The organism is Streptomyces sp. MBT53 (assembly GCF_016654115.1).
Taxonomy (GTDB): domain Bacteria; phylum Actinomycetota; class Actinomycetes; order Streptomycetales; family Streptomycetaceae; genus Streptomyces.
In genome coordinates, this window is the sequence record NZ_JAEQAZ010000006.1 from 108467 (window position 1) to 124423 (window position 15957).

Annotated in this window: 12 protein-coding genes; 5 read left to right on the forward strand and 7 right to left on the reverse strand. The window is 70.0% G+C overall.

All coding sequences use genetic code 11. The features are described from left to right. Positions 1-106: 106 nt before the first annotated feature. Positions 107-1732 (forward strand): ABC transporter family substrate-binding protein, encoded by a 1626-nt coding sequence (locus tag JHN45_RS04185; protein WP_374195588.1) that lies wholly within the window; start codon positions 107-109, stop codon positions 1730-1732. Between the two features lie 55 nt (positions 1733-1787). Here JHN45_RS04185 and JHN45_RS04190 read toward each other — a convergent pair whose 3' ends face one another. The 6 genes from JHN45_RS04190 to JHN45_RS04215 form a co-directional block, all read right to left on the reverse strand. Beyond that, positions 1788-3005: an IS701 family transposase gene (locus tag JHN45_RS04190; RefSeq protein WP_236583298.1), complete on the reverse strand. Its 1218-nt coding sequence runs from the start codon at positions 3003-3005 to the stop codon at positions 1788-1790. After that, the gene (locus JHN45_RS04195; RefSeq protein ID WP_201048047.1) at positions 2998-5157 is read right to left on the reverse strand and encodes an AGE family epimerase/isomerase; all 2160 of its coding nucleotides are present in this window, start codon (positions 5155-5157) and stop codon (positions 2998-3000) included. Before JHN45_RS04195 ends, JHN45_RS04190 begins: the two co-directional genes overlap by 8 nt. 1 nt (position 5158) lies before the next feature. Continuing rightward, on the reverse strand, positions 5159-7294 hold the full coding sequence (glgX, locus tag JHN45_RS04200; protein ID WP_201048048.1) for a glycogen debranching protein GlgX: 2136 nt from the start codon (positions 7292-7294) through the stop codon (positions 5159-5161). A gap of 62 nt (positions 7295-7356) precedes the next feature. Further along, positions 7357-8067: an NAD(P)H-binding protein gene (locus JHN45_RS04205; RefSeq protein WP_019072611.1), complete on the reverse strand. Its 711-nt coding sequence runs from the start codon at positions 8065-8067 to the stop codon at positions 7357-7359. A gap of 59 nt (positions 8068-8126) precedes the next feature. Further along, positions 8127-9461: an NDP-sugar synthase gene (locus JHN45_RS04210; RefSeq protein WP_201048049.1), complete on the reverse strand. Its 1335-nt coding sequence runs from the start codon at positions 9459-9461 to the stop codon at positions 8127-8129. 173 nt (positions 9462-9634) lie between these two features. Then, a complete protein-coding gene (locus JHN45_RS04215; RefSeq protein ID WP_201048050.1) occupies positions 9635-10567 on the reverse strand; it encodes a lysylphosphatidylglycerol synthase transmembrane domain-containing protein in 933 nt (310 codons plus the stop codon). 150 nt (positions 10568-10717) lie between these two features. On the opposite strand from JHN45_RS04215, the gene JHN45_RS04220 reads away from it, so the two are divergent. Further along, the gene (locus JHN45_RS04220; protein WP_201048058.1) at positions 10718-12592 is read left to right on the forward strand and encodes an ABC transporter ATP-binding protein; all 1875 of its coding nucleotides are present in this window, start codon (positions 10718-10720) and stop codon (positions 12590-12592) included. Positions 12593-12657: 65 nt separating this feature from the next. Here the strand turns inward: JHN45_RS04220 and JHN45_RS04225 are convergent, their stop codons facing one another. After that, the gene (locus JHN45_RS04225) at positions 12658-14109 is read right to left on the reverse strand and encodes a cytosine permease (RefSeq protein ID WP_201048051.1); all 1452 of its coding nucleotides are present in this window, start codon (positions 14107-14109) and stop codon (positions 12658-12660) included. A 247-nt stretch (positions 14110-14356) separates the two neighbouring features. Here JHN45_RS04225 and panD point away from each other — a divergent pair, with 247 nt between their 5' ends. The 3 genes from panD to JHN45_RS04240 are packed head-to-tail and all read left to right on the forward strand — an operon-like array spanning position 14357 to position 15654. Beyond that, positions 14357-14776: an aspartate 1-decarboxylase gene (gene panD / locus JHN45_RS04230; RefSeq protein WP_201048052.1), complete on the forward strand. Its 420-nt coding sequence runs from the start codon at positions 14357-14359 to the stop codon at positions 14774-14776. Between the two features lie 22 nt (positions 14777-14798). Next, complete coding sequence (locus JHN45_RS04235) at positions 14799-15152, forward strand: GNAT family N-acetyltransferase (RefSeq protein ID WP_200717504.1); 354 nt, start codon at positions 14799-14801, stop codon at positions 15150-15152. 58 nt (positions 15153-15210) lie between these two features. Continuing rightward, positions 15211-15654, forward strand: coding sequence for a hypothetical protein (locus tag JHN45_RS04240; protein ID WP_201048059.1), 444 nt, complete (start codon positions 15211-15213; stop codon positions 15652-15654). Positions 15655-15957 lie beyond the last annotated feature (303 nt).

The following is a 15957-nucleotide window of genomic DNA, read 5'->3' on the forward strand; positions in this document are numbered from 1 at the left end:
ACAGTTCGGGCAGTTGACGGTTCGTCCGTTCTGGGAGGGCCGCAGGGTGGAGCGATTACGGGGACGGATCGCGCGTTCGCTGGTGTGCACGCTCGTGCTCCTGGCCATGGCCGGCTGCTCCGGTTCCCCCACCGCCGACCGCCGCCCGGCGCTGCCGACCTACGGCACCTACGACATCAACGCCCAGCCCACGGACGCCCTTCGCGCGGGCGGCACGCTGACCCTGCCGATGGCGCAGATGATCACGCAGTTCAACTTCGACCATGTCGACGGCGCCCTGGACGACGTGTGGACCGTCGACAGCATGACCGAGCCCCGGCTCTTCGCCCGCGACGCCAAGGGTGTCCCGCACGCGGTACCGGAGTACCTGCTCTCCGCGTCCGTCACCGGCACCTCGCCCCAGGTCGTCACCTACCGGCTCAACCCGAAGGCCCGCTGGTCCGACGGAACGGCCCTGGGCTGGCGGGACTTCGCCGCCCAGTGGCACGCGCTCGGCGGCGCCGACCAGCGCTATCTGGTCGCCGACACCAGTGGCTACGACCGCATCGCCGACGTGCGCCAGGGCGTCGGCGCGCACGAGGTGCGGGTCACCTTCAAGCAGCCGTACGCCGACTGGCGCAGGCTGTTCACCCCGCTCTTCCCGGCTGCCGCCTACGACACCCCGCAGCGCTTCAACTCCGGCTGGCAGGGCCAACAGCCCATCAGCGCGGGCCCGTTCAAGCTCGCCTCGGTGGACAGGACCGCGCAGACCCTCACCCTCGTGCCCAACCCCCGCTGGTGGGGCACGAAACCCCGGCTCGACCGGATCGTCTTCCGCGTCCTCGACGCCGACGCCGCCCTCCAGGCCTTCCAGAACGGCGAGGTCGACGCGGTCAACGCGGCCACCAGCGAGGCCTACGCGCAGCTGAAGAACGCGCCGGACAGCGAGATCCGCATCGGCTCCGCCTGGGACGAGGTGCACATCACCCTCAACGGCGCGGGCGGCCCGCTCGCCGACCGGACGGTCCGCAACGCGGTCCAACAGGCCGTCGACCGCACCGCGTTGGCCGACGTCGCGGCCGAAGGCCTCCCGGTGAAGGTGCCGTTGCTCGGCAACCACTTCTTCATGACCAACCAGCCCGGCTACACCGACAACTCCCGCCCCTACGGCACCTACGACCTCAAGGCCGCCGAAAAGGCCCTGGACGCCGCGGGCTGGAAGAGCCCCGGCGCCGGCGAGACCCGTATGAAGAACGGCCGCAGCCTCACCCTGCGCTTCGTGCTCAGCGAGGGCACCAACCGGCTCGGCGAGGATCTCGCCCAGCTCGTCCAGCACATGCTGGCCCAGGCCGGCATCCGGGTCGACATCCAGAAGGTGCCCGCGTCCGCCTACGCCCCGCAGTACCTGGAGAAGGGGAACTTCGACCTCGCCATCTTCCGGTTCACCGGCCTGACGTACCCCAGTTCCGCCTACGCCATCTACCGCCGCCCCGAGGCGGGCCAGCCATTCCAGAACTACGGAGGGGTCGGCTCCGCACGGGTGGACCAGCTCCTGGGCCAGGCCGTCGGCGCCCTCGACGAACGGACCGCCCAGCGGCTCTACGACCGCGCGGACGCCGAGATCTGGCGGCTCGGCCACGACATCGAGCTGTACCAGCGCCCCCAGATCCTCGCCGTCCGCAAAGGCCTCGCCAACTACGGGGTGCCGGGGCTCGGTGACGTCGACTTCAGCAAGGTCGGCTGGCAGAAGTGAGCGCACGACGGCCCCGTACGGACGTATCCGTACGGGGCCGTCGTGCGGTGCGGGTTCAGGCACGCGGGCGGCTCAGGGCTCTCTCGTCCGCCTGCTGGCGCACCATGTCGTAGCCGAGCGCGGCCGAGGCCAGCGTCACATGGTGGTGCCAGCCCCGGAAGGAGCGGCCCTCGAAGTCGCCGAGCCCGAACTCCTCGTGCATCCGGCCGAGCGCCCCCTCGGCGAACCGCCGCAACTGCGCCAGCGGCACGATCTCCGCGAGCCGGCGGGCCGGGAGGTTCGTCAGCCAGTAGGCGCGCGGCCGGGAGCGGCCGTAGGGCCAGTCCGCGAGCAGGAGACGCGGCCGGGGGAGTGTGCCCGCGGCCGGGTCCGCGCGCAGCAGGACCGGGCCGGTCACGAACTCCGAGTGCCGCATGCGTTCGGTCACCGGGTCGTGCCAGGTCACCGAGGCCCGCTCGCCATGGCGCGCCGCGTGGGCGGCGAGTTCGGCGAGCGTGCCGCGCGTGCCGGGGGCGGCGGCCTGCCGGCGGGGCAGCAGCACCGGGGTGTGCGGCGCCGCCTGCACGAGATAGCCCAGGCCGCGCGCCTCCAGGCCGCGCAGCAGCGGGTCCGGGTCGCTCTCGCAACGCCAGTCGGCCAGCACCGGCAGCGGTTCCAGGGACCACTCGTCGAGCATCTCGTCGAGCGCCTCCAGTACGTAGCTCCAGCGCGGCCTGCACCGTTCCTGGGTCGGCACATGGGCCTGGCCGCGCAGCCGCTCGTCGCGGTCCCAGCGGGCCGGCAGCAGCAGCCGCCAGTTCACCGGGACCCCGCCGGCCTGGCCCACCAGCGAGGCGGCGAGGGCCAGTTGGCAGTTCACCGTCCGTTCCTGGGAGGCCGCGTACTGGCGGGCCACGCCCACCGACCGGTCGCCGTTCTTGGCGAAGACGACCTCGTCGACGGACCAGGCCTCGGCGCGGAAGGCCCGCACCACCTGCCGGGCGAGCCGCCCCCGTACGGGAGCGGACGCCCACGGACTCTGGTTCACGAACTGCTGGATCTGCTGCACGGCCCGCTTGCCGAGCACCTGCTCGGAGATCCGGGCGGGTGTCTTGCGCCCGGGCACATCCAGCAGCCCGCGCACATACACCTCGCCCCAGCGCCGCTGGTCGGCACGGGTGAAGTCGCCGAACAGCTCACGGCAGTAGGCGGGGAGTCCGGCGGAGGTGCCCGGCGGTGCCCCCGGGGTGCGCATCGGGGGTAATGGGAGGGTGATGGTCGCGAGGTCACTCATGGTTGCACTCGTCACCCCCAGCCAGCAGGAAGGCGTCCGTCGCGAGCAGGGCGTCCGCCACGTCCGGCAACGCGCAGCCCACGATGACGAAGTCGACGTCCAGGCCCGCCTTGGTGCGCTGGAACAGCAACTCGTTGATGGCGGGCCGGCACATGCCCCCGACCTCGCACAGATGGAACTCCACGCGCTGCGGGGCCGCCGCCATGACCTCGGCCAACACCCGGCGGAACTTGCCCAGTTCGGTCGCGTCGATCACGCCGTGGCAGCTGACGTGCGCGGTGCCGCCGTCGAACGAGGTGCGCATCCGCAGCCGCATCGTGGCCGGCTCCAACTCGACGCGGACGCGCACCGGTTCGTCGCCGCGCGGCAGGACGACCGTCAGGTCCTTGCCGTCGAAGTTGTGGTACGGCTGGTCGTCGACCCACACCCGGGTCAGCTCCACCGAACCGGCCGGCAGCAGGTCCGGCGCCACCCGCAGCACCCGGCCCGGCAGGTCCTCCGGGCGCGGCTTGAAGTGCAGGGTGACCGGGTCGTCGCTGAGCAGCAGCCCGGTGTAGGCGGCCGACAGGTAGCACAGCTCCAGCGCGTGGTAACCGGCCATCGCGTGGCTGCCCTTGAGGCGCTCGGTGCCGAGCAGGTACGGGATGCCGTTCGCCAGCACGTTGAAGTAGACGCCGCCGTCCTGGTAGTCGAGGAAGAAGGCGTTGTAGAACGCCGCCGCCTCGCGCGCCAGCCGCAGCTGCTCCGGGTCGCCGGTGGTACCGGCCAGGATCAGATAGGCGAGGATCGCCTGCTCCTGCTGCCACCAGGCCTTGCGGTCGTGCCACACCATGCGGTGGATGCCGCTGTCCGGGTCGGGCTGCCGCTCGACCACGTCCAGCCAGCCGCCGCGCAGTCCGTCGCTGCCCACCGCCGGCATGATCTCGGCGATGCGTTCGGCGGTTGTGCCGTACTCGGGCTTGTCGTGCAGGGACTTGATGCGGGTCAGGTTCCAGGCGATCTTCAGGTTGTGGCCGACGACCGCCCGGTCCTGCTGCCAGCCCCAGGTCCGGTCCGGACTCCAGTCGGCGTGGAACCGCTCCTGCACGAAGGGGCTGTTCGGCTCGTCCGGGAACCGCTCCACGATGGTGTCCGCGGTCTCCTCCAGGAGCGCGGCGAAGTCCGAACGGCCCGTCGCCAGAAAGGCGTTGATCAGATACGCCGGGGCGTGGTCGCCGACCGAGTTCCAGTTCTTGCGGGACCGGTTGCGGCCCAGCGAGTCGGCGTTCGGGTCCATGGTGATCGGGTCGAGGTGCGAGAAGAACCCGCCGCGCACGGGGTCGCGGAAGTACTTCTGGAACAGCTCGACCGTCCGGTCGATGTCCCGCAGGATCCGCGGGTCGCCGGTGACGCGGAAGGTCTGGGTGGGACCGGCGAGCGCGTAGATCTGCTCGTACATCGGGATCGCGTCGAAGTCGTCGCCGAACTCCGAGGCGAAGACCGGACGGTGGCCCGACGACGTGATGTCGATGCCGTGGTACCAGTAGGTGATCCCGTCGGCCGTGTCGTCCACCCGCATGTGCTCGCGCAGATACTCGGTGCCGGCCTCGGCCGCCTCAAGGAAGCGGTCCTTGCCGGTCAGCAGATACGCGGTGGCCAGGCCGTAGACCAGCCGGGAGATGGTGTCGGTCTCCTGGCGTACGTCCGCGCCGGCGAAGTCCGGCAGATGGGTGCCGCTGAGCGTGAGATGGGTGCGGAACCCGCGCCAGTCGTAGACGCCGTCGGGGAAGTGGCCGCGCAGGTAGAAGTCGGCTATGGCGGCGGCCTGTTGGACCCACCAGTTCGGGTGCTCGAAGACGTACTGGCCGCGGGTCTCCTCCGGGAAGGTGATCTCCTTGGCCTCGAACCGGGAGCCGCCCTCCCACTCGTAGAGGATGCCGTACGCGAAGACGTAGCGGCCCTCGGCCAGCATGTCGACGGTGTCGGCGGTGGTGTCGCGGTAGTCGTCGCCGAGGTTGCGGACGATGCGCGAGACGGCGTTCGCGGGCAGGTGGACCGTGAACTCCCGTTCGTCCGAGGTGCGCAGGCCGAAGCGGCGGCCGGTCGGGCTGTAGTAGGTGATGTAGCCGGCGAGCGTGTCGGATTGGATGCGTCGTTGCGCAGGTGCACTCATCTCAGGTGCCCTTCTCGTCGGGCAGGGACGCGAGCAGGACGACGCTGCGGCCCTGGGCGTGGTGGGTCGGACCGGCGACCAGCTCCTCTTCTCCGGGCGGAAGGATGTCGTAGGGGCCGGGGCGGGCCGTGTCGAGGACGCGGTGCCAGTGGTGGCCGGGGACGTCGGGCAGCTCGAAGTCGAGCCCCAGGTGGTACATGTTGAGGATCAGATGCAGGTCCGGGTCACCGTCGAAACCGCCGTACGTGCAGGCCAGCACCCGGGCGTTGGGGTCGTCCCAGCCGGGTTGGTGGAGCCGGGTGCCGTGCCAGGTGATGTCGGGCTGGGAGCGGGAGTTGAGGCGTTCGGAGAAGAACTGCGGTTCGCGCAGGGTGCGGTAGCGCTTGCGGAGCTGAACGACGCGCTGGGTGAACGCGGTTGTCTCCTTCTCCTTCCTGGCCTGGTTCCAGTCGAGCCAGGAGGTCTGGTTGTCCTGGCAGTAGCCGTTGTTGTTGCCGCCCTGGCTGTTGCGGAACTCGTCGCCGGCCAGCAGCATCGGCACCCCGCGGCTGAGCATCAGCAGGGACAGCAGGTTCTTGATCTGCCGTACCCGCAGGTACTCGACGTCGGAGTCGTCGGTGGGTCCCTCGACCCCGCAGTTCCAGCTGTAGTTCTCGTCCGCGCCGTCGGCGTTGGCCTCACCGTTGGCGTGGTTGTGCTTCGTGTTGTAGCTGACCAGGTCGTTGAGGGTGAAGCCGTCGTGGCAGGTGATGAAGTTGATGCTGTTGGTGGGGAGTTCGCCCTGGGCGGCGAACAGGTCGGCCGAGCCGCCGAGCCGGGAGGCGACCTCGCCGACCAGACCGGCGTCGCCGCGCACGAACCGTCGTACGTCGTCGCGGAACGGACCGTTCCACTGCGCCCAGCGCTTCCCCGGGAACCGGCCGACCTGGTACAGGCCGCCGCCGTCCCACGGCTCCGCGATGATCTTCGTCTCGGACAGCACCTGGGACAGCTCGATCGCCCACAGGGCCGGCGGGACCGCCATCTCGTAGCCGAGGGGGCCGCGGGACAGCTCGGAGGCGAGGTCGAAGCGGAAGCCGTCGATGTGGTGCTCGGTCACCCAGTACTCGAGGCACTCCACGATGAACTTGGTGACCATCGGGTGGTTGGCGTTGACAGCGTTGCCGCAGCCGGTGAAGTCCATGTAGTGCGAGCGGTCCTGCGGCCACAGGTGGTAGTACGCCTCGTTGGCCGCGCCCCGGAAACTGATCGTCGGCCCGAACTCGTTGCCCTCGCTGGTGTGGTTGAAGACCACGTCGAGGATGACCTCGATGCCGGCCTGGTGGAACGCCTTCACCATGTCGCGGAACTCGGTGATGTGCGTGGCGAGATGGGGGCTGGAGCAGTAGCCGGTGTGCGGGGCGAAGAAGCCGTAGGGGTCGTAGCCCCAGTAGTTGCGCAGCGGGGTGCCGTCGGGTCCGGTGCGCAGCACCTGGGTCTCGTCGAAGTCGAAGACCGGCAGCAACTCCACGGCGGTGACGCCGAGTTCGCGCAGGTGCGGGATCTTGTCGATGACGGCGGAGAAGGTGCCGGGCCGCTCGCTCTCCGAGGTGGGGGAGGCGGTCAGGCCCCGTACGTGCATCTCGTAGACGACGGTCTCCGCCATCGGGGTGTGCAGCGGGGTGTCGCCCTCCCAGTCGTAGTCGTCCAGGTCGACGACCAGACTGCGCATGCAGTGCTCGACGTTGTCCCCGGGGCCGATGGCGGTGGTGCGCTCCCAGCGGCTGTTGACGTTGGCCCGCGCGTACGGGTCGATCAAGACCTTCCGCTGGTCGAACCGGCTGCCCAGGGCGCTGAGGTCGCGCGGTCCGTCGATGCGGAAGGCGTACACCTGACCGGCGCCGATCCCGCGCACGTGGCAGTGCCAGAAGTGGAAGCTGCGGTGGCGGTCGGGGAGGAGCGCGATCGTGCGGTAGGGGTGCGGGCTGTCGCAGTGCTCGAAGAGCAACAGGTCGACCCGGGTGGCGTGTTCGGAGAAGAGCGAGAAGTTCACACCGTCGCTGTCGACGGTGGTCCCCAGCGGCTGCGGGCGGCCGGGGGTGACGTCGGAGGGATGGCCGCCGTAGGTGTCGGTGGCCTCTTCGGGACTCAAGGTCATCTGTTCTGTCATGGCATTCGTCGCAGAGTCGGTCGGAGTGTCGTGCACATCGGTGGCCACCCTCAGGCGAGTGCGGCCCGGGCCGCGGTCGGAGTGTCGGCGCGGAGGCCGGTGAACAGTTCGTCCCAGGGCGGGGAGCCGGCGCCCGGCCCCACCTCGCTGCGCATCTCGAAGGTCACGCCCCGGGCGGCGGGCGAGTACAGCGCCTCGACACAGGCGTCCGCCACATGCGGGCGGGCCACCCGGCCGTCGCCGACATCGCCCTGCTCCAGGTGCAGATGACCGTGGCCGGGCTCGTCCGTCAGCCAGCCCGGACGGATCACCGTGTACGGCAGCCCCGAGGAGCGGACCGCGTTCTCGCCGGCCAGCCGCCAGTCCAGCATCCGGCCGTAGGCGTTCATCGGGTGGTCGCGGCGGGTCACATGGCGCTGGCTGACCAGCACGAAGTGCGGGCTCCCGGAGGCGGCGAGCAGGGCGTCCAGGACATGGCGGACCCCGGTGTGCAGGGTGGTCTCGGGGCTGTCGGGACCGGCGTCGTCGGTGCCCGGCTCCACGATGTAGACGACCGCCGAACAGCCGTGCAGGGGCGTGCGGACGGTGGCGGGGGCGCGTACGTCGGCCGCGAAGAACTGCGCCTGCGGCGGATTGTGCCGCCGGGCGCGCTGAGTGCTGCGGCCGATGACCCGCACGCTCTCGCCGCGGGCGAGCAGCTGACGGGCGACGAGCCGGCCGACGCGGCCGGTTCCTCCTATGACTGCGATCGGGCTGTCCATCGAGATCTCCACGGGGCTGCGGAAGAGCCGGAAGGGGCGGGGGAGTTGGCGGGGCGCGCTCAGATCCAGTGCAGGATGTCGTCGGAGCTGGTCAGATGGGTGCCGGTGGGCAGACCGGTGACGGCGGGCACCCGCAGCCGCGGATACACGCTCACCCCGGTCAGCCGGGTGCCGGGGCGCAGGTCGGCGGCCTCGCCGATCGCGGAGTGCAGCAGCCGGACCGGGTTGTCGCGCTCGGAGTGCACCCGCGCCAGCGGCCCGACGTACGAGTCGGTGATACGGGCGTACGGCCCGACGACGGCGCCGTCGCCGATCGCCGTCCGGCTCAGCCGGGCGCCCTCGTCCACGTCGACGCCGTCGCCGATGTCGCTGAACCGCAGCTTCACTCCGGGACCGATCTCGGCGTTGCGCCCGATGCGGACGGCGGGGCCGATGACGACACTGCCCTCGGAGATCTTCTGGGCCAGGGTGGTGCCGGTGACGCTGTCCTTGGTGCGCAGGCTGGACTCGTGGATCCAGTACCGCGGGTCGGTGCTGGTGGGTTCGCCCATGGCCCGGTTCATCCGGCGGTAGTGGCCGCCGAGTACGTCTCCGAGCGTGGCCAGGTAGTCGGGGATGCTGCCGAGGTCGCCGAGCCGGTCGATGGGGGCGACCGCGACCGGCAGCCCGCGCCCGACCAGCCAGGGCAGCAGGTCGCCGCCCCAGTCCAGGCGCTGCTGGGCGAGCCGGATCATCTCGGGGTTGCGTGCGGCCAGCCGTAATCGGCCGCAGTCGACCAGGTACATCCCGGCGTTGGTGGGCAGGGTGGTGCGGGAGCCGGGCAGCGAGGTCTCGGGGAAGACGCGGTGGACGCGGTCCAGGTCGGGCTTCTCCAGGAATCCCGCGACCAGTCCGTCCGAGGAGGTCTGCATGACGCCGTACTTGCCGGCGATCTCCTCGGGCGTACGGCCGACCGTGGCGACGGTCACGACGGCGTCGGCGGCGTCGTGCGTGTCGACCAGGGTGTCGAGGTCGAACTCGAAGACGGAGTCCACCGGCAGCACCAGGGCGCGGCTCGTCAGATCCCACTGTTCGAGGTTGTGCAGGGTGGCGGCGCCGGAGCCGACGTTGTAGCGGTCGAGCCGGGCGCGGGAGTAGTGGATCTCCACGCCGAACCGTTCGCCGTGGCCGAGCACGAGCTTGATCTGGCTGTGGTTCTCGGCGCCCTGGGCGATCACGTAGAAGCGGCGGATGCCCTGGTCACGGCAGGACTCGACGAGCCATTCGACGACGGAACGGCCGACGAACGGGATGAGGGCCTTGCTGCGGATGTAGTCGGACGAGGCGAGGGTGAGCGGCTTGGCGCGTTCGCCCCGGCCTCCCGCCAGGATGATGCCTAACGTCTCGTCCCCCATGACAGTCCTGCCTCCTCGGCTGACAAATCAACGCTCTTCAGTCAACTCGTGCTGTCATGTCTAGTCAAGTAAAAAGTAAAACAAGGGAGTTGGCAAAAACGCGCATCAGCCCCGGTCGACCTCTCGACCAGGGCTGATGCTTCTTTACAGGGATGTCAGATCGGAGTCGTGAATCAGATGACTCTCAGCCGGACCAGCGCGCCGAGCGTCAACGCGCCCGGAATGATGGGGATCCAGACCGTGATGATCCGGTACGCCAGCACCACCGCCGTGGCCACCGCGACCGGACCGCCCGCCGCGACCAGCGCCACGATCAGCGCGGCCTCCACCGAGCCGATCCCGCCCGGTGTGGGCACCAGCGCGACGGCGACCGTCGCCGCGAGATAGGCGAGTGCCATCTGTGCGGGCGGCACCGGCAGATTCAACGCCTGCCCCACGGCCACCAGTCCGGCCGCCTGGAGCGCGGGGAAGGCCAGCGAACCGCCCCACAGCGCCAGCGCCCGGGCCGGCCGCGTGTGCACGGAACGCGCCTCACTCAACGCCGTACGGAGGAACGACAGGATGGCCGTCCGCAGGCGGCGCACCAGAACGAGCACCACGACCGCCACCCCCAGCACGGCCCCGATGATCAGCAGCAACGGGCCAAGTGCCCCCGCCGGAAGGAGAGTTCCGAGGCGCAGGGCGTCCGGGAAGGCGATCAGCAGACCGGTGAGCAGGGTCAGCCGGGCTATCGACTCGGCGAGCAGGAACAGCGCCAGCGCGGCCGACGAACGGGCCAGCGGCAGCCCGCACACCGTGAGGAAGCGCAGGTTCACCGCGCCCGCGCCAAGTCCCGTGGGCAGCAGGTGATTCGCGGCGCCCGCCGCGAACTGCGTGGCCAACAGCCGCCGCGCGGGCAGCCGTTCGACGACGGCACCCTGCCGGGTGAACGCGGCGGCGACCCAGGTCAGACAGGTGGCACCGGCCGCCGCCACCAGCCAGGGCCACTCCGCCGACCGCAGCTGGCCGAAGCCCGCGACGAGGACGGACCGGTGCTGGACGGCGACGACGGCGACCAGGAGCAGTGGAAGCAGGCACAGGATCTGCCGGACGCGGATGTGTCTCACACCACTGGAGGTTCTCCGCGTCACGACAACTGCGGGTTGCGGCAGCACGGACAGTTCCTTACGCGAGGCCTTACACGTGTCCTCGCGCGGGGATCCGACGGATACGTTGACCTCAACGCCGCTTGAGGTCCTACGGTCTCCCCCATGAGCATGGAGAGCACGGCCTGGACCCAACTGCACAGCGTCATGACCGCGGAACAGGAGCGCCGGCCGCTGGCCCGCGCCACACTGCGCCGCATCGCCGAATTCGCGCGCCCGCACCGCCGCCCGATCGCCCGCTTCGTCCTGCTCGGGGTGCTGACCGCCCTGCTCGCCGTCGCGACCCCCGTACTGGCCGGACATGTCGTCGACGCGATCGTGTCGGGCGGCGACGACGGCACCGTCGTACGCCTCGCCCTGCTCATCGCCCTGATCGCGGTCGCGGAAGCGGCGCTCGGCATTCTGGGCCGGCGCCTTTCCTCCGCGCTCGGGGAAGGACTCATCCTCGATCTGCGGACAGCCGTCTTCGATCATGTGCAGCGCATGCCGGTCGCGTTCTTCACACGTACCCGTACGGGAGCGCTCGTCTCCCGACTCAACAACGACGTCATCGGCGCCCAGCGGGCGTTCAGCAACACGCTCTCCGGAGTGGTGTCCAACGTGGTGACGCTGCTGCTCACCCTGGCCGTCATGCTCACCCTGTCCTGGCAGATCACCCTGCTCGCCCTCGTCCTTCTCCCGGTGTTCGTGATCCCGGCCCGCCGGATGGGCAGCCGCATGGCCCGCATGCAGCGCGAGGCGGCGACCCTGAACGCGGCGATGAGCACCCGTATGACCGAACGCTTCTCCGCCCCCGGCGCCACCCTCGTCAAACTCTTCGGCCGCCCCGAGGAGGAGTCCGTGGAATTCGCCGAGCGCGCGAGCCGGGTCCGCGACATCGGCGTCCGCACGGCCACCGCCCAGTCGGTGTTCATCACCTCCCTGACCCTGGTCTCCGCCCTGGCCCTCGCCCTCGTCTACGGCCTCGGCGGCTGGTTCGCCCTGCACGGCACCCTGGAGCCCGGCGCGGTCGTGTCGTTGGCGCTCCTCCTCACCCGCCTCTACGCCCCGCTCACCGCGCTCGCCGGAGCCCGCGTCGAGGTGATGAGCGCTCTGGTCAGCTTCGAGCGCGTCTTCGAGGTACTGGACCTGAAACCGCTGATCGAGGACAAACCCGACGCCCGCGAGGTCCCCGAGGGCCCCGTCGCGGTCGAGTTCGACGAGGTCCGCTTCGCCTACCCCTCCGCGGACAAGGTCTCCCTCGCCTCACTCGAAGAGGTCGCCTCCCTCGACACCCGCGGCGGCGCCGAGGTCCTGCACGGCATCACCTTCCGCGCCGAACCCGGCCAGACCATCGCCCTCGTCGGCTCCTCCGGCGCCGGCAAGTCGACCATCGCCCAACTCCTGCCCCGCCTCTACGACGTCGACGAAGGCGCCGTCCGCATCGGCGGCATCGACGTCCGCGACCTCACCGCCGCCTCCCTGCGGGCCACCCTCGGCATGGTCACCCAGGACGGCCACCTCTTCCACGACTCGGTCCGCGCCAACCTCCTGTTGGCCCAACCCGCCGCCACCGAGGACGAGTTGTGGGACGCGCTGAGCCGCTCCCGCCTCGACGATCTCGTACGGTCCCTGCCCGACGGCCTGGACACCGTCGTGGGCGAACGCGGCTACCGCCTCTCCGGAGGCGAACGCCAACGCCTCACCATCGCCCGCCTGTTGCTGGCCCGCCAGCGCGTCGTCATCCTCGACGAGGCGACCGCGCATCTGGACAACACGTCGGAGGCGGCTGTGCAGGAGGCGCTGACGGAGGCACTCCAGGGCCGTACGGCCGTGGTGATCGCCCACCGGCTGTCCACCGTGCGCTCCGCCGACCAGATCCTGGTCGTCGAAGCGGGCCGCGTCGTGGAACGCGGCCCGCACGACCAACTCCTCGCCGCCGGTGGGCGATACGCCGAGCTGTACCGCACGCAGTTCGAGAAGCAGCAGCCGGAGACGGTCGCCTGACGATTCGTCAGGTTTCCGGGGTGGGGTAGGTCGGGAATCCCGGAGTGGGTCGGGAATCCCGAGTGTCAGGGCTCGCGGTGCTCGTGCGCGGCCTTTTCCAGGTCTACTGCCTCCGCCTCCGCCACCCGGATCTCGGCCTCCACATCGATCGAGCGGCTGAGCCACCAGTACAGCAGCCCGGCGACCGGCAGGCCGACGAACAGGGAGAGGTCGGCGCCGTCCATGGCGTGGGCGATCGGGCCGACGTAGAGCGTGCCGACGGAGAAGAACGGCACCATCACACCGAAGCCCACCAGGTAGGAGATGATCCCGTGCCAGCCCCAACGGCCGTAGATGCCGTGCGGGTTGAAGATCTCGGCGATGGCGTAGTGACCGCGGCGCACCACGTAGTAGTCCATCAGGTTGACCGCGGTCCACGGGATGAACAGATAGAGCACCAGCAGCAGGAAGTTGTTGAAGTTGGTGAGGAAGTCGGAGGTCGCGGCGAATGCGCCGATCAGCGAGAGCGCGGCGGTCAGCCCGATCGTCAACGCCCTTACGCTCACGGTGGGTTGGACCTTCTTGAGCGAGTCGATCGCGCTGATCAGGGTCAGCGAACCGCCGTACATGTTCAGCGCGGTGACGGAGACCAGGCCGAGCGTCGCGAAGAGGAGGACGATCGCGCCGAAGCCGCTGAACACCTTGTCGCCCGCCGCGTTGATCGAGCGGATCGTGTCGAAGTCCTTGCCCGCCCAGGCCGCGAGCAGCGCGCCCAGCGTCATCAGCCAGACCCCGCCGAGGGCCGAGCCGAAGTAGGTCCAGTAGAAGGTCTTGCGGACGGTCACGTCCGGCGGAAGGTAGCGCGAGTAGTCCGAGACGTAGATCGCCCAGCTGATCTGATAGCCGGCGACCACACCGAACTGCGCCAGGAACGGCGTCCAGGAGAAACCGCCGAGGTCGAAGGAGCCCGCCGGGTAGTGCAGGGTCGCCAGCACACCCACGGTGAAGATCCCGAAGACGACCAGGAAGGAGTACGTCAGGAACTGCTCCGCCTTGTGGATGACGTCGTAGCCCACCAGCGCGATCACGAAGCCGATCACGGTGACCACGGCCACCCACATCTTGGTGTTGCCGTGCACCGTGGTGTGCAGGGCCTCACCGGCCAGGATCGTGTTGAAGACGTTGAAGCCCGCGTACTGGACATAGGCGAACAGCCAGACCAACAGGGCGCCCACGTAGCCGAATTGGGGTCTCGACTGGATCATCTGCGGCAGCCCGAGCTGCGGGCCCTGGGCCGAGTGGAAGGCCATGAAGAAGGTACCGAGCAGGGTGCCGGCGACGATCGCGATGAGCGACCAGATGAGGTTGCCGCCCTCGGTGATGCTGATCAGACCGACCGCCAGCGTGGCGATCTGCGCGTTCGACATGAACCACAGGGGGCCGAGGTGCCACAGCTTGCCGTGGCGCTCGTCCAGGGGGACGTAGTCGATGGAACGTATCTCCAGCCCCGACACCCGGGGCTCTGATGCGGTGGTCACGGTGCCTCCAGGGTGCTGATCAGGCCTGTGTGGCCACATTCATCCCCCGCACGGGTCCCGGCAACCGCAACCGAAACTGTGAACCACGGTCTTTACCTGGTCCATACAAGACCCGAGTCCGGCCGGTCGGTGCGAGACCCGGGAGTCCCTACCGACCCCGACCGCGCACAAGGCTCGCTGTAGAGTAGGGGACCAGCCCTTGACCTGCATAAACGCAGGCAGGGAGCCTAGATTCGGGAGCGCCTCCATGCTGCGTACCATGTTCAAGTCCAAGATCCACCGTGCCACCGTCACCCAGGCTGACCTGCACTACGTCGGCTCCGTCACTATCGACGCCGACCTGCTCGACGCCGCCGATCTGCTGCCCGGCGAGTTGGTCCACATCGTCGACATCAGCAACGGCGCCCGCCTGGAGACGTACGTCATCGAGGGTGAGCGGGGCACTGGTGTCATCGGGATCAACGGGGCCGCCGCCCACCTCGTGCATCCCGGAGACCTGGTGATCATCATCAGTTACGCTCAGGTGTCCGACGCCGAGGCGCGGGCGCTTCGGCCCCGGGTCGTGCATGTGGACTCCGCCAACCGGATCGTGGGCCTGGGTGCCGATCCGTCCGAACCGGTGCCGGGTTCGGAACAGGCGTGCAGCCCGCAGGCCGTCACGGCCTGACCATCACACCAGGAGAAGGCCCATGAGCGAGATCGAGATCCGCGACGACCGGGCGGCGGGCCGCCTGGAAGCGATCGGCGACGGCGAAGGCGACGAAGTCGTAGGCCACATCGAGTACTTCGTCCTCGAGTCCCCCGAGCGCGCGCTCGTCCCGGTCCACACGATCGTGGAACCGGCCCACGAGGGAAAGGGCATCGCGGGTTCCCTGGCCCGCGAGCTGTACGGCATCGCCGCGCGCGAGGGCATCGTCGTCGCCCCGCTCTGCCCGTACGTCGTGAAGTGGGCGGCCCGCCACCCCGACGAGGCCCCGGCCGCGGACCCCGCGCTGCAGAAGGCGGCGATGGAGTGGCTGACGGCGCATCCCGGCCGGTTCTAGGACCGACGGTTCTGTCTTTGCTGTCTTTGTGGGCATCCTGAAGAAAGGTCCCGTCGGCGTGCTCGCCCTCCTGCACACCTCGCCCGCCCACGTCCCGGTCTTCGACGATCTGCGTGACGAGGACCACCAGGGCCTGGAACTACGGCACTTCGTCGACGAGGAACTGTTGGCGCGAGCCCGCCGCGAGGTGGCCGCCACGCTGGAGAGCACGCTGGGACCGACGGTGGCGCTGGTCGAGGAGGAGGGCCGCCGCATCGGCCGCCCCGTCGCTGTCCGCACCCTGCTCGTCGAAGGCGCCTGGGCCCGCTTCGAAGTCGGCGACACGGAGGGCTGCGCTCGGCTGGTGGCGGATGCGGTGGACGCGGTCGGGGACGCCGACGCGATCGTCCTTGCCCAGGGGTCCATGGCGGGCGCCCAGCAACTGACGATGACACCGATCCCGGTGCTGTCGAGCCCACGGCTGGGGCTGGCCGCGGGGGCTTGGGCAGTGCGGGTGGGGTGAGTTCGGCGGGGCTCGGGCGGTGGGTGTCGGGTGGGTCCGGCGGGATCTGGCGACCGTGCGGCGGGTGAGTCCTGCAGGACCCGGGGACTGTGCGTTGGATGAGCCCGTCGGTGCCCGGGCCGTGCGCGTAGGCCGTGCCCGGCGGCGCTCTCGCGCGCGAGTCTTGTGAGCCCGCCCGGGTGAGTGGCGGCGCGGGTGTCGGGTAGGTGGGGGAGTAGTCCAGAGCCGACGCACCCACTGGCTGGAGGACACCATGACCAACCCGTACCCCGACCCCGTACCACCCGGACCCACTCCTGGCCC

Bases quoted from the DNA above. Each gene is read 5' to 3' on its own strand.
- JHN45_RS04210 (WP_201048049.1), bottom strand. From the start codon at position 9,461: ATGGGGGACGAGACGTTAGGCATCATCCTGGCGGGAGGCCGGGGCGAA.
- JHN45_RS04195 (WP_201048047.1), bottom strand. From the start codon at position 5,157: ATGAGTGCACCTGCGCAACGACGCATCCAATCCGACACGCTCGCCGGC.
- JHN45_RS04235 (WP_200717504.1), top strand. From the start codon at position 14,799: ATGAGCGAGATCGAGATCCGCGACGACCGGGCGGCGGGCCGCCTGGAA.
- glgX (WP_201048048.1), bottom strand. From the start codon at position 7,294: ATGACCTTGAGTCCCGAAGAGGCCACCGACACCTACGGCGGCCATCCC.
- JHN45_RS04190 (WP_236583298.1), bottom strand. From the start codon at position 3,005: ATGAGTGACCTCGCGACCATCACCCTCCCATTACCCCCGATGCGCACC.
- JHN45_RS04185 (WP_374195588.1), top strand. From the start codon at position 107: ATGGCCGGCTGCTCCGGTTCCCCCACCGCCGACCGCCGCCCGGCGCTG.
- JHN45_RS04205 (WP_019072611.1), bottom strand. From the start codon at position 8,067: ATGGACAGCCCGATCGCAGTCATAGGAGGAACCGGCCGCGTCGGCCGG.
- panD (WP_201048052.1), top strand. From the start codon at position 14,357: ATGCTGCGTACCATGTTCAAGTCCAAGATCCACCGTGCCACCGTCACC.
- JHN45_RS04220 (WP_201048058.1), top strand. From the start codon at position 10,718: ATGGAGAGCACGGCCTGGACCCAACTGCACAGCGTCATGACCGCGGAA.